Source organism: Pseudomonas sp. HMWF032 (genome assembly GCF_003060885.1).
Classification (GTDB): domain Bacteria; phylum Pseudomonadota; class Gammaproteobacteria; order Pseudomonadales; family Pseudomonadaceae; genus Aquipseudomonas.
In genome coordinates, this window is the sequence record NZ_QAIG01000005.1 from 690,629 (window position 1) to 702,698 (window position 12,070).

The window sequence follows — 12,070 nt, forward strand, 5'->3', positions numbered from 1 at the left end:
TTCAGCGCTGCCGGATTTCTGCCAGCAGACGACGCGCTGCCGTTTCGGCGGCATCGCTGTATGGCCGCAGGACGCTGGCGGCTCCGGCGTGATGCAACGCCTCGGCGTCGCCGGCACGAAAGGCGCTGAGGGTGATCTGGCCCTTGAATGCGGCGCTGCGCAAGGCGCGCAGGAGAATGGCGTTGACCTCGCGCTGAGGAATGGTGCTGATCAGGGCCTGGGCGTGGCTGAGTGGCATATGGCTGAGAAAGTCCGCATCTTCGGCGTCGCCATAGCACACGGTCAGGCCTTCCTCGCGGGCTTGTGCCAGCGCCTGTGGGTCGAAGTCCACCCCCAGTACCCGCCTTCCGCCTTGCTGTAACTGGCTGGCCAGGTTGCGGCCATAACGGCCCATGCCATATACGATGATATCCGGCTGGTCGCCGGGGGCTGCCGTGTCGTCAGCGTTCTCGCGGTGGGCGATGGCGCGTTCAAATACGCCCAGCCAGGGCGAGAAGCGCACAAACAGCGGTTGTGCGTAGAGAATCATATAAGTCGACAGGGTGATGGTAATCAGCCCGACCAGCGTCGTCAGGCCCAGCGCCGGCTGGCCGATATGTCCAAGGCCGATGCCCATGGCCACGAAAATGATGGAGAACTCGCTGATCTGCGCCACGGTTAGTCCGGCCATGAATCCTGTGCGTTTGCGGTAGCCCATCCAGCCCATGATCGCCATGACGATCAACGGGTTACCGATCAGGACAAAGGCCGAGAGGATCAGCGCGCTGCCGACTTGACCGTGGATATAGGCAAAGTCCAGCTGCAAACCCAGGTGCAGAAAGAAGAACAGCAGAAGGAAGTCGCGCAAGCTGGTCAGGCGGCTGGCCACGGCTTCGCGCAGTGACGTGGAGGCCAGGGAAAACCCGGCCAGAAAGGCGCCAATTTCCTTGGACAGGCCCAGCGAGTCCGCCCCGGCTGCCAGCAGGGTGCCCCAGGCAATGGCCATCAGCATGAGCAGCTCCGGGGAGTCCGCCATCATGTTCAGCAGCCGGGGCAGGGCGTAGCGCATTAGTAGAAACAACACCGCCAGGCTGCCCAGCAGCGTGAGGCTGAGTAGCCATGGCGACATCGCCGGTTGCTCGGCGGTGCCCGGCTGGTACAGGTTGAGGCCCAGCATGGCCAGCACCACGGCAATGTCCTGAACAATCAGAAAGCCCATGGCGATGCGCCCGTGCAGCGAGTCGATCTCGCCTTTGTCAGAGAGCAGCTTGACGATGATGATGGTGCTGGAGAACGTCAGGGCAACGGCCACATACAAGGCGGTCAGCCATTCCAGACCCAGCAGGTAACAGAGGATGAAACCGAAGACGATGGTAAAACTCAGCTGACCCAGCCCGGTGGCCAAGGCTACCGGGCCGAGGGTGCGGACCAGGCGCATGTCCAGTTTGAGGCCGACCACGAACAGCAGTACGGTGATGCCGATTTCCGCCAATAGCTGCAGGGGTTCGTTCTCACTGCTCAGGCCCAGCACGGCAGGCCCAGCCAGAATGCCCACCAGGATATAAGCGATGATCAGTGGCTGGCGCAATTTGACCGCGATGCCCCCAACCACCGCGGACAGGGCCAGCAGGATGGCGACCTCCTGAAACAGATTCATGCAGCACTCCTCGGTAGTTGGGCGTGATTGTAGGAGCCTCCATCGAGGCTGCGCTTGCGTTGCGTCAAGCATACGGCTTGTGGATGAAGGCTGATGGGGTGATTATTTCGCCAGCCCCTCTGTCCAAGGATTTCCAATGCCAGACTCCGTCGCAGCCCATTTGCGCCTTGCGCCTGAATCCCTGACCCGCCCTTTTGCTCCCGAGCAGTTCAATTTCACCAGCACCGCAGACCTGGAGCCCTTCCGTGGCGTATTGGGTCAGGAGCGCGCCGTCGAGGCACTGCAGTTCGGCGTGGCGATGCCGCGCCCCGGTTATAACGTGTTTGTCATGGGCGAGCCCGGTACCGGGCGTTTCTCCTTCGTCAAACGCTACCTCAAGGCTGAAGCCAAGCGCCTGGAGACCCCGGCTGACCGGGTGTACGTCAACCATTTTGACGAGCCCCGCGAGCCGCGCGCGCTGGAGCTGCCGTCCGGCACTGCCGGCGAATTTCTCGCTGACATCAACGGCCTGATCGATAACCTGCTGGCGACTTTCCCGGCGGTGTTCGAGCACCCCTCGTTCCAGCAGAAGAAAAACGCCATCGACCGCGACTTCAACAAGCGCTACGACCAGGCCCTGGATGTGGTCGAGCGCCTGTCGCTGGAAAAGAGCGTCGCGCTATACCGTGACAGCAGCAACATCGCCTTCACCCCGATGCTCGATGGCAAGGCGCTGGATGAGGCCGAGTTTGCCCAGCTGCCGGAAGCCGAGCGCGAGCGCTTCCATGCCGATATCGCCACCCTGGAAGAACGCCTCAACGAGGAGCTGTCCAGCCTGCCGCAGTGGAAGCGCGAGTCGAGCAACCTGCTGCGTCAGCTCAATGAAGAAACCATCACCATTGCCCTGCAACCGCTGCTGGCGCCGCTGTCGCAGAAGTACGCGGAAAACGCCGGGGTCTGCGCCTACCTGCAGGCGGTGCAGGTCAATCTGCTGAAGACCGTGGTCGATCAACTGGTCGAAGTGGAAAAGGCCGACGCCCAGACCCGCAAGCTGCTCGAAGAGCAGTACTGCCCGAGCCTGGTGGTCGGTCATCACGCCCAGGGCGGCGCACCGGTGGTCTTCGAGCCGCACCCGACCTACGACAACCTGTTTGGTCGTATCGAATACAACACCGATCAGGGCGCGCTCTACACCAGTTACCGCCAGCTGCGCCCAGGCGCATTGCACCGCGCCAACGGCGGCTTTCTGATTCTTGAAGCGGAGAAGATGCTTGGTGAGCCGTTTGTCTGGGATGCGCTAAAGCGCGCCCTGCAATCGCGCCAGTTGAAAATGGAGTCGCCGCTGGGCGATCTCGGCCGCATCGCCACGGTGACCCTGACCCCGCAGATGATTCCGCTGCACCTCAAGGTGGTGATCATCGGCTCGCGTCAGCTGTATTACACGCTGCAGGACCTCGATCCGGACTTCCAGGAGATGTTCCGTGTGCTGGTCGACTTCGATGAAGACATCCCGCTGGCCGACGACAGCCTGGAGCAGTTCGCCCAGCTGATGAAAACCCGCACCTCGGAAGAGGGCATGGCGCCGCTGACCGCTGCTGCTGTGGCGCGGGTGGCGACCTACAGCGCGCGCCTGGCCGAGCATCAGGGGCGTTTGTCGGCGCGTATTGGTGATCTGTTTCAACTGGTCAGCGAAGCCGATTTTATCCGCAGCCTGGCTGGGGATGAGGTGACCGACGCCGGGCATATCGAGCGCGCGCTAAAGGCCAAGGCCACCCGCACCGGTCGCGTGTCGGCGCGGATCATCGACGACATGCTGGCCGGTATCATCTTGATCGACACCGCCGGCGCGGCCGTGGGCAAGTGCAACGGCCTGACTGTGCTGGAAGTCGGCGACTCGGCTTTCGGTGTGCCAGCGCGGATTTCCGCCACGGTCTATCCGGGTGGCAGCGGCATCGTCGACATCGAGCGTGAGGTCAATCTGGGTCAGCCGATCCACTCCAAGGGCGTGATGATCCTCACCGGCTACCTCGGCAGCCGCTATGCCCAGGAATTCCCCCTGGAGATTTCCGCGAGCATCGCCCTGGAGCAGTCCTACGGCTATGTCGACGGTGACAGCGCCTCGCTGGGTGAGGTCTGCACATTGATCTCGGCCTTGTCGCGCACGCCGCTCAAGCAGTGCTTCGCCATTACCGGCTCGATCAACCAGTTTGGTGAAGTGCAGGCGGTGGGTGGGGTCAACGAGAAGATCGAAGGCTTCTTCCGCCTTTGCGAAGCACGCGGTTTGACCGGTGAGCAGGGGGCGATCATCCCGCACTCCAACGTCACCACCCTGATGCTTGATGAGCGGGTGCTGCAGGCGGTGCGTGCCGGGCAGTTCCATATCTATGCTGTGCGTCATGTCGACGAGGCGTTGGGCCTGCTGGTCGGTGAAGAGGCCGGGTCGCCCAATGAGCAGGGGCAATTCCCCGCGGGCAGCGTCAATGCCCGGGTGGTTGAGCGCCTGCGCGATATCGCCGCCATGGGGATGGAGGACGAGGATAAGGAGGAGCCTAAGAAAGAGGAGCCGGCGGCTGCGGCCAAGGAGAAGAAGCCGCGGGCGAAAAAGCCAACAGCGGAATGACAGGTGTATATGCACCATTCGTCCGGTGGCTGGTCAGTCATTGAACGAATGGTTCGGGCGGGCAGGGCGACTGGCTCTGCTCGCCTTTTCCTCACTTCATCCACACAGTTATCCACAGCTTGTGGGGATAACTGCTGGCTTCCCACTGGTGCGTGCTCGGGTGTAGGCTGAATGCCTGCTTCCGAGAGGGTCGTCGCCATGTCGCGCAACCTCAATCTCACCCGCCATTGCCTGGGCCTGGATACCCGGATTGAGTGTGCGGTACTGCCACTGGCCGGCAACAACGGTCTCTGGACGCTGATCTGCGCGGCCGGCATGTCCGGTTCGCAACCCTCTGCCATCAAGGCGCAAGGCCCGTTCCACGGGGCTTGTGAGGCAGAAAGCATCCTCGCTGACATTGCCGATAACCTTCGCGGCATGGGCTATGAGCCCTGTGTTGACGTGCCCATCTGGCGCCTGCATATCCAGGCCCGGCTGCGGCAGCTGAATGGTGAACGCGGGCATCCGCTTAGCCATTGTCAGTTCCGCCCAGAAACCTGAGTGGCAGTCTGGCGCTGACGTGTACAGCCCTTGTAAAGCCTTGCTCGGGCGGGCCTGCAGTCATTAATCCTGACCCCATGAACAAGGTTATCCACAGTTGGCGGGGATAGCTCCGGCAAGTGCATGCTCTGTGCTATGTCAGTCTTGTCTGGCCCAGTACGCTGGGTATACTCGCCGGCAGTTTTGAACCCCTGAGTGAGCCCTTTATGGAACGCTTTATCGAAAACGCCATGTACGCCTCCCGCTGGCTGCTGGCTCCCATCTATTTCGGCCTGTCGCTGGCCTTGTTGGCCCTGGCGCTGAAGTTCTTCCAGGAAGTCTTCCATATCCTGCCGAACGTGTTTGCCATGGCTGAAGCCGACTTGATCCTGGTGCTGCTGTCGTTGATTGACATGGCGTTGGTCGGCGGTCTGCTGGTGATGGTGATGATCTCTGGTTACGAAAACTTTGTGTCCCAGCTGGATATTGAGGAAGGCACTGAAAAACTCAGCTGGCTGGGCAAGATGGACTCCAGCTCGCTGAAGATGAAAGTGGCGGCGTCCATCGTGGCGATTTCCTCGATTCATCTGCTCAAGGTCTTCATGAATGCGCAGAACATCGAAGACAGCAAACTGATGTGGTATGTGATCATTCACATGGCCTTTGTGCTTTCAGCCTTCGCCATGGGCTATCTGGACAAGTTGACCAAGCACGACCACTGATCCATGACCTGTGCGACTCACCGCCCGGCCGTTGTAAAACGGACGGGCGGTTTGCTTTGTGCCTTGTGCTTTTGCTGTGTTGTACAAGAATTGTATTTGTATGGAATTCTGTATAACTTTGCTTGCATGAGGATATGCCATGAACCTTCAAGATCTTTCGCTGCACGCCCATGCCGGGCATATCGATGCCCTTAACCTGATTTCTATTGAGGGTGGTATCTATCTGTTGGAGGCGCATATGGAAGGACGCGCTCATCCGCTTAGCGATGGCCATGGCAAGACCTTGCACCTGCGCTCAGTCGAGCATGCTCGAGATCTGCTGCATGATCTCCCACGCCTGCCTTTTCATCTGGTGCATGCCGTGGTGCATGACGAGATGTGCGGCATGCAGGATGGCAGCCAAGACACCTTGCGCGTGCCGATTTCCTTCAATTCCTCCTGGTAACGACTCTGCCTATGGCTATTCGCCGGCTTGCCCTGGTGCTGGGTGATCAGTTGTCCTTCGATCTGCCCAGTCTGCAGGCCCTCGATCCGCAGCAGGATGCTGTGCTGCTGGCTGAAGTGGCGGCAGAGACCGACTATGTGCCGCACCATCCGCAGAAGATCGCGCTGATTTTCAGTGCCATGCGCCACTTTGCTGAGGCCCTGCGCGAGCGCGGTTGGCGCGTGCACTACGTCAAGCTGGATGACGCACAGAATAGCGGCTCGCTGCCAGGTGAGTTGCAGCGCTGGGCTACGCAGTTGCAGGCGGCCGAGGTGCATCTCACAGAATGCGGAGAGTGGCGGCTGGAGCAGGCTCTGCAGGTTTGTGGCTTACCGATCACCTGGCATGCTGATAGCCGTTTTATCTGCGCTCGTGACGAGTTCGCTTGCTGGGCCGAAGGGCGTAAGCAGTTGCGCATGGAGTTCTTCTACCGCGAAATGCGGCGTAAGACCGGTTTATTGATGAATGGCGACGGCACGCCAGTGGGCGGTGCGTGGAACTTCGATGCGGAAAACCGCAAGGCGCTGCCCAAGCACATTAAGGCGCCGATGGCGGCGCGCTTCCCGGCGGACGCCATTACCCAGGACGTGCTGAAGCAGGTGGCCGAGCGCTTTAGTCATCATTACGGCAGTCTGGCGTCTTTCGATTACCCGGTGACCCATGCCGAGGCCGAGGCGCTGTGGCAGCACTTTCTCGATTTCGCTTTGCCGGCTTTTGGCGATTATCAGGACGCTATGGCGGTGGGTGAGCCGTTTCTGTTCCATGCGCGGATCAGCGCGGCGCTGAACGTTGGTCTGCTGGACGTGCGCCGCCTGTGTGCCGATGTTGAGGCGGCTTACTGGCGCGGTCAGGTGCCGTTGAACGCCGCGGAAGGCTTTATCCGGCAGTTGATTGGCTGGCGCGAATACGTGCGTGGCATTTACTGGATGCACATGCCGGAGTATGCCGAGCGCAATGCCTTCGGCAACACTCGGCCGTTACCGGCGTTCTACTGGACCGGCAAGAGCCGCATGAAATGCATGAGTCAGGCCATCGGCCAGACGTTGGAACATGCCTATGCCCACCACATCCAGCGGCTGATGGTCACCGGCAACTTCGCCCTGCTGGCAGGTATCCAGCCCCGCCAGGTTTGCGACTGGTACCTGGCGGTGTACATGGATGCCTTCGATTGGGTCGAGCTGCCCAATACCCTGGGTATGGTGATGCACGCTGATGGTGGCTACCTGGGCTCCAAGCCTTATTGCGCCAGTGGTCAGTACATCAAGCGCATGTCCAACTACTGCGGTGACTGCGCCTACAAGGTCACGGAAAGCGTGGGTGAGCAGGCCTGCCCGTTCAATGCGCTGTACTGGCATTTCCTTATGCGTCACCGCGAGCAGCTGTCCGGTAACCCTCGGTTGGGCATGATCTATCGGGGGTTGGACAAGATGGGGGAGGTCAAGCAGCAGGGGTTGTGGGCGCGCGGCGAGCAACTGCTGGCGCGGCTGGATGCCGGTGAGGTGATATGAAAAAGGCCGAACTGCCGGTCAAGACCTGTCAGGTGTGCGGCTTACCCTTCGCCTGGCGCAAGAAATGGACGCGGTGTTGGGATGAGGTTAAGTACTGCTCGGAACGCTGCCGTCGCCACCGTTCGGCGAGTGCTGGCGGTTAGAGCAGGCGGATGCTTTGTGCTAGGCTGGCCGACCTTTTTTAGCCCCTAGCGGAGCCGTGCTATGTCCGATATCAATCTCTCGACTGACGAAACCCGTGTCAGCTACGGCATCGGCCGTCAACTGGGTGGTCAGCTGCGTGACAATCCACCGCCGGGCGTGAGCCTGGACGCCATCCTGGCGGGGCTGACTGACGCCTTCAGTGGCCAGCCAAGTCGCGTCAGCGAGGCCGAGCTGTCGGCCAGCTTCAAGGTCATTCGCGACATCATGCAAGCCGAAGCAGCCGCCAAGGCTGAAGCCGCTGCGGGTGCTGGTCTGGCTTTCCTGGCTGAGAACGGCAAACGTGACGGCATCACCGTGCTGGCTTCCGGTCTGCAGTATGAAGTGCTGACTGCTGGCGAAGGCGCCAAGCCTTCCCGTGAGGACAGCGTGCGTACTCACTACCACGGCACCCTGATCGACGGCACGGTGTTCGACAGCTCCTATGAGCGCGGCGAGCCGGCTGAGTTTCCTGTTGGCGGCGTGATCGCCGGTTGGACCGAAGCCCTGCAACTGATGAATGCCGGTAGCAAGTGGCGCCTGTACGTGCCGAGCGAGCTGGCTTACGGCGCGCAAGGCGTGGGCAGCATCCCGCCGCACAGTGTGCTGGTGTTTGATGTGGAGCTGCTGGACGTTCTCTAACGCCTAGTCGGTTTCCTTCACGGGCATGCTGCGCTCTTACTTGTGTAGGAGCGGGTCATGCCCGTGATGCATTTCAGGGGCGCAATGCCCGGGCATAGCAGTAGAGAAACAGGCTGCGCACCAGCTCCTTGAGCACCAGCGGCTCACTGGAGTTCAGTTCGTGCAGATCCAGGTCACCCTGGTCACGCAGCTCATCCAGCGCATCTTCCTGAAGCAGGGCGCAGACTTCGCCGGTGTTGCGATTGAGAATGCGCAGGTAGGGGTGTGGGCGGTCCAGCCAAGCATCAATCAAGTACGTCATAGCTCATCTCCCTTTAAATGGTCAGATGAGAATAATTCCTATTAAATTAATAGCAAGTACTTATCGCTGCCTTTCGTCGTGGTGCCAGGGTTTGTTGTGTGGTGGGGGGGTAAAACGCGGGCACAAAAAAACCGATACAAAGTATCGGTTTTTCTGTTGGGATTTTCTCGATTGAGTGATCCCCAGTGTTCAGCTTTGCAGCTTAAGCTGCTGCAGCTTCGCCCAAGGCCTTGATGTGGCCATTCAGGCGGCTCTTGTGACGAGCGGCTTTATTCTTGTGGATGATGCCTTTATCGGCCATGCGGTCGATTACTGGCACAGCCAGGGTGTAAGCGTTTTTAGCCAGATCGAGATCTTTGGCTTCGATAGCCTTGACCACGTTCTTGATGTAGGTACGAACCATGGAGCGCTGGCTGGCGTTATGGCTACGACGCTTCTCAGCCTGTTTTGCGCGTTTTTTGGCAGAAGGTGTATTGGCCACCGTCAAGCTCCTCGAAAAAAACTGGGGGGTTACAAACAAATAAGGCCGCGAATCATGCCGATGTGAGGGAGTACTGTCAAGCCTATTGGCTTTTCCCCGTGCTGGCCTGACCAGTGGCGGGCCGTTACACTCGTCGCTTTTGCGCGCCAGTGCTCGTTTGTGGAGCAGGGATACTACATGAATTTGCTCAAGTCGTTGGCTGCTGTCAGCTCCATGACCATGCTCTCGCGGGTTCTGGGGTTTGTGCGCGATACCATTATTGCCCGCACTTTCGGGGCTGGCGTGGCTTCTGACGCCTTTGTGGTGGCGTTCAAATTACCGAATCTGTTGCGTCGAATTTTTGCCGAGGGTGCATTTTCCCAAGCCTTTGTGCCGATCTTGGCCGAATATAAAACCCAGCAGGGTGATGAAGCAGCGCGCACATTTTTGGCTTATGTCACTGGCTTGCTGACACTGGTGTTGGCGTTGGTGACCTTGATCGGGGTTCTCGCGGCGCCCTGGATTGTTTGGGCGTCTGCGCCGGGTTTTGCTGATGAGGCGGAGCGCTTTGCGCTAACCACCGATCTGCTGCGCATCACCTTTCCTTATATTTTGCTGATTTCCCTCTCATCCTTGGCAGGGGCTGTGCTCAACACCTGGAACCGCTTCTCGGTGCCGGCCTTTGTGCCGACACTGCTGAATATCAGCATGATCGTTTTTGCGCTTTTTCTGAGCCCTTATTTCGATCCGCCAATCATGGCGCTGGGCTGGGCGGTACTGGTGGGCGGTCTGGCACAGCTGCTGTTCCAGCTGCCGCATCTGCACAAGATCGGCATGCTGGTGCTGCCTCGCCTGAATCTCAAAGACTCGGGCGTTTGGCGCGTACTCAGGCAGATGGGGCCGGCGATATTCGGGGTGTCGGTCAGCCAGATTTCGCTGATCATCAACACCATCTTCGCTTCCTTTCTGGTCGCAGGCTCTGTTTCCTGGATGTACTACGCCGACCGCTTGATGGAGTTGCCGGCTGGTGTGCTCGGCGTGGCGTTGGGCACCATTCTGCTGCCGGCTTTGTCGAAAACCCATGCCGGCGCCAGTCGCGAGGACTACTCTAAACTGCTCGACTGGGGTTTGCGCCTGTGTCTGGTGTTGGCGCTGCCCAGTGCGGTGGCGTTGGCGATTATCTCCGAGCCGCTGATTGCCTCGTTGTTCCAGTACGGCAAGTTCACCGCAGCCGATACCTTGATGACCCAGCGCGCCTTGATCGCTTATTCGCTGGGTTTGGTTGGCATCATTCTGGTGAAAATTCTCGCGCCGGCCTTCTACGCCCAGCAGAACATCAAAACCCCGGTGCGTATCGGGCTGGTGACGCTGTTGGCGACCCAGGTGATGAATGTGCTGTTTATCTTTGTGATTCCCCTGGCGCATGCCGGACTGGCGCTGGCCATTGGCTTGGCCGCCTGTCTGAATGCTGGGCTGTTGTACTGGCAGCTACGCAAACGTGACATGTTCCAGCCGCAGCCGGGCTGGGTGCTGTTCCTCGGCAAGTTGTTATTGGCGTTGTTGACGATGGTGGGCGTGCTGCTGCTGGCCATGCAGTACCTGCCAGGCTGGGCGGACGGCACCATGCTCTGGCGTTTGCTGCGCCTGGGTGGGTTGGTTGGCGTGGGCATGCTGGCTTATTTGGTCGTGTTGGCGCTGCTGGGGTTCCGTTTGAAGGACTTTGCGCGGCGCAGCGCACTCTGAGCATCGGTTTACGATCTGCTGCGCGTCGGCCCTGCTGCGTTAAAAGCAGGTTCGTAAAGCCGCTTGCGGCTAGCGCGCTTTAGTGCGGCCCGAAGGGCGAGTGAAACGACTCATGCTCCTGTACAGCCCGTACACTTCGCTTGATTCGCTGCGCTCACCCTGCGGGCCAGCCGTTGGCTGTTGCTCCGCTGCGCTCCGTATCTCGCCTGTTTTTGCCTTACAGGACTCTAGCTCGCAAGGCTGTAAGCCGATTCTACAGGCAGCTGATTTGCTGCCTGTTGTCCGCTGTCCGGTGTGCGTATAATCGGCCACTTTATGAGCAAGAAGCGCGTTATGCAGCTGGTTCGAGGCCTACACAACTTGCGGCCCCTGCATCGGGGCTGTGTTGCCACCATCGGGAATTTCGACGGCGTCCATCGTGGTCATCAGGCCATTTTGGCGCGTCTGCGTGAGCGTTCTGCCGAGCTTGGCGTACCCAGTTGCGTGTTGATTTTCGAGCCGCAGCCGCGCGAGTTTTTTGCCCCTGAGGTTGCGCCGGCGCGCCTGGCGCGGTTACGTGACAAGGTTGCATTGCTGGCGGCTGAAGGTGTTGATCGGGTTCTGTGCCTGAGTTTCAACCGGCGCCTGCGGGAACTCAGCGCTGCCGAGTTCGTGCATAGGGTGCTGGTTGAAGGGCTAGGGGTGCAGCACTTGGAGGTGGGTGACGACTTCCGCTTTGGCTGTGACCGCGCCGGTGACTTTGCTTTTCTGGCTGAGGCCGGTGAGCGCGAAGGCTTCAGCGTCGAGGCTGCTAGCACGGTTGAACTGGACGGTATTCGCGTCAGCAGTACGCGCGTACGTGAAGCCCTTGATGCCGGTGATTTCGCCTTGGCGCAGCACCTGCTCGGGCGCCCCTTCCAGATCGCTGGGCGGGTGTTGCACGGGCAGAAGCTGGGGCGTCAGCTGAATGCGCCGACTGCCAATGTGCAGCTCAAGCGCAAGCGGGTGCCGCTCAAGGGCGTGTACCTGGTCAGCACCGAGGTTGACGGCCAAACCTGGCCGGGTGTGGCCAACATTGGTGTGCGCCCGAGCGTGGCCGGTGATGGTAGCGCTCATCTGGAAGTGCATTTGCTGGACTTTGCCGGTGATTTATATGGCCGGCGTTTGACGGTGGCTTTCCACCACAAGCTGCGCGATGAGCAGCGTTTCGCCTCCCTTGAGGCATTGAAGACGGCCATTGCTGCCGATATTGCTGCCGCCCGTGCCCATTGGCGCGTTTAAGCCCCCAGCTTCATTG

At 60.0% G+C, this 12,070-nt stretch carries 12 protein-coding genes; 9 read left to right on the plus strand and 3 right to left on the minus strand.

Annotated elements, in window-relative coordinates:
- Position 1: 1 nt before the first annotated feature.
- Positions 2-1,636 carry a cation:proton antiporter gene (locus DBR00_RS05925; protein ID WP_108486896.1) on the minus strand — a complete coding sequence of 545 codons (1,635 nt, stop codon included), beginning with the start codon at positions 1,634-1,636 and terminating at the stop codon, positions 2-4.
- A 136-nt stretch (positions 1,637-1,772) separates the two neighbouring features.
- Here DBR00_RS05925 and DBR00_RS05930 point away from each other — a divergent pair, with 136 nt between their 5' ends.
- The 7 genes from DBR00_RS05930 to DBR00_RS05960 all read left to right on the plus strand — a co-directional run bounded on the left by DBR00_RS05930 (position 1,773) and on the right by DBR00_RS05960 (position 8,290).
- A complete protein-coding gene (locus DBR00_RS05930; RefSeq protein ID WP_108486897.1) occupies positions 1,773-4,235 on the plus strand; it encodes a Lon protease family protein in 2,463 nt (820 codons plus the stop codon).
- 198 nt (positions 4,236-4,433) lie between these two features.
- On the plus strand, positions 4,434-4,775 hold the full coding sequence (locus tag DBR00_RS05935) for a hypothetical protein (protein WP_108486898.1): 342 nt from the start codon (positions 4,434-4,436) through the stop codon (positions 4,773-4,775).
- A gap of 206 nt (positions 4,776-4,981) precedes the next feature.
- Positions 4,982-5,476, plus strand: coding sequence for a TIGR00645 family protein (locus DBR00_RS05940; RefSeq protein ID WP_108486899.1), 495 nt, complete (start codon positions 4,982-4,984; stop codon positions 5,474-5,476).
- A gap of 139 nt (positions 5,477-5,615) precedes the next feature.
- A complete protein-coding gene (locus tag DBR00_RS05945; protein WP_108486900.1) occupies positions 5,616-5,921 on the plus strand; it encodes a DUF6482 family protein in 306 nt (101 codons plus the stop codon).
- An 11-nt stretch (positions 5,922-5,932) separates the two neighbouring features.
- Complete coding sequence (locus tag DBR00_RS05950) at positions 5,933-7,468, plus strand: cryptochrome/photolyase family protein (protein ID WP_108486901.1); 1,536 nt, start codon at positions 5,933-5,935, stop codon at positions 7,466-7,468.
- Positions 7,465-7,611, plus strand: a complete 147-nt coding sequence (locus DBR00_RS05955) for a DUF2256 domain-containing protein (RefSeq protein WP_108486902.1) — start codon at positions 7,465-7,467, stop codon at positions 7,609-7,611. Before DBR00_RS05950 ends, DBR00_RS05955 begins: the two co-directional genes overlap by 4 nt.
- A gap of 61 nt (positions 7,612-7,672) precedes the next feature.
- A complete protein-coding gene (locus DBR00_RS05960) occupies positions 7,673-8,290 on the plus strand; it encodes an FKBP-type peptidyl-prolyl cis-trans isomerase (protein WP_108486903.1) in 618 nt (205 codons plus the stop codon).
- A 73-nt stretch (positions 8,291-8,363) separates the two neighbouring features.
- On the opposite strand, the gene DBR00_RS05965 is transcribed toward DBR00_RS05960, so the two are convergent.
- Both DBR00_RS05965 and rpsT read right to left on the minus strand, forming a co-directional pair.
- Positions 8,364-8,591 carry a hypothetical protein gene (locus tag DBR00_RS05965; protein WP_108486904.1) on the minus strand — a complete coding sequence of 76 codons (228 nt, stop codon included), beginning with the start codon at positions 8,589-8,591 and terminating at the stop codon, positions 8,364-8,366.
- A 202-nt stretch (positions 8,592-8,793) separates the two neighbouring features.
- Positions 8,794-9,072 carry a 30S ribosomal protein S20 gene (gene rpsT / locus DBR00_RS05970; protein WP_108486905.1) on the minus strand — a complete coding sequence of 93 codons (279 nt, stop codon included), beginning with the start codon at positions 9,070-9,072 and terminating at the stop codon, positions 8,794-8,796.
- Positions 9,073-9,249: 177 nt separating this feature from the next.
- Between rpsT and murJ the strand changes: the two genes are divergently transcribed.
- Positions 9,250-10,794, plus strand: a complete 1,545-nt coding sequence (murJ, locus tag DBR00_RS05975; RefSeq protein WP_108486906.1) for a murein biosynthesis integral membrane protein MurJ — start codon at positions 9,250-9,252, stop codon at positions 10,792-10,794.
- A 333-nt stretch (positions 10,795-11,127) separates the two neighbouring features.
- Positions 11,128-12,054, plus strand: a complete 927-nt coding sequence (ribF, locus tag DBR00_RS05980) for a bifunctional riboflavin kinase/FAD synthetase (RefSeq protein ID WP_177479915.1) — start codon at positions 11,128-11,130, stop codon at positions 12,052-12,054.
- Positions 12,055-12,070: the final 16 nt, after the last annotated feature.

Bases quoted from the DNA above. Each gene is read 5' to 3' on its own strand.
- DBR00_RS05925 (WP_108486896.1), bottom strand. From the start codon at position 1,636: ATGAATCTGTTTCAGGAGGTCGCCATCCTGCTGGCCCTGTCCGCGGTG.
- DBR00_RS05930 (WP_108486897.1), top strand. From the start codon at position 1,773: ATGCCAGACTCCGTCGCAGCCCATTTGCGCCTTGCGCCTGAATCCCTG.
- DBR00_RS05935 (WP_108486898.1), top strand. From the start codon at position 4,434: ATGTCGCGCAACCTCAATCTCACCCGCCATTGCCTGGGCCTGGATACC.
- DBR00_RS05940 (WP_108486899.1), top strand. From the start codon at position 4,982: ATGGAACGCTTTATCGAAAACGCCATGTACGCCTCCCGCTGGCTGCTG.
- DBR00_RS05945 (WP_108486900.1), top strand. From the start codon at position 5,616: ATGAACCTTCAAGATCTTTCGCTGCACGCCCATGCCGGGCATATCGAT.
- DBR00_RS05950 (WP_108486901.1), top strand. From the start codon at position 5,933: ATGGCTATTCGCCGGCTTGCCCTGGTGCTGGGTGATCAGTTGTCCTTC.
- DBR00_RS05955 (WP_108486902.1), top strand. From the start codon at position 7,465: ATGAAAAAGGCCGAACTGCCGGTCAAGACCTGTCAGGTGTGCGGCTTA.
- DBR00_RS05960 (WP_108486903.1), top strand. From the start codon at position 7,673: ATGTCCGATATCAATCTCTCGACTGACGAAACCCGTGTCAGCTACGGC.
- DBR00_RS05965 (WP_108486904.1), bottom strand. From the start codon at position 8,591: ATGACGTACTTGATTGATGCTTGGCTGGACCGCCCACACCCCTACCTG.
- murJ (WP_108486906.1), top strand. From the start codon at position 9,250: ATGAATTTGCTCAAGTCGTTGGCTGCTGTCAGCTCCATGACCATGCTC.
- ribF (WP_177479915.1), top strand. From the start codon at position 11,128: ATGCAGCTGGTTCGAGGCCTACACAACTTGCGGCCCCTGCATCGGGGC.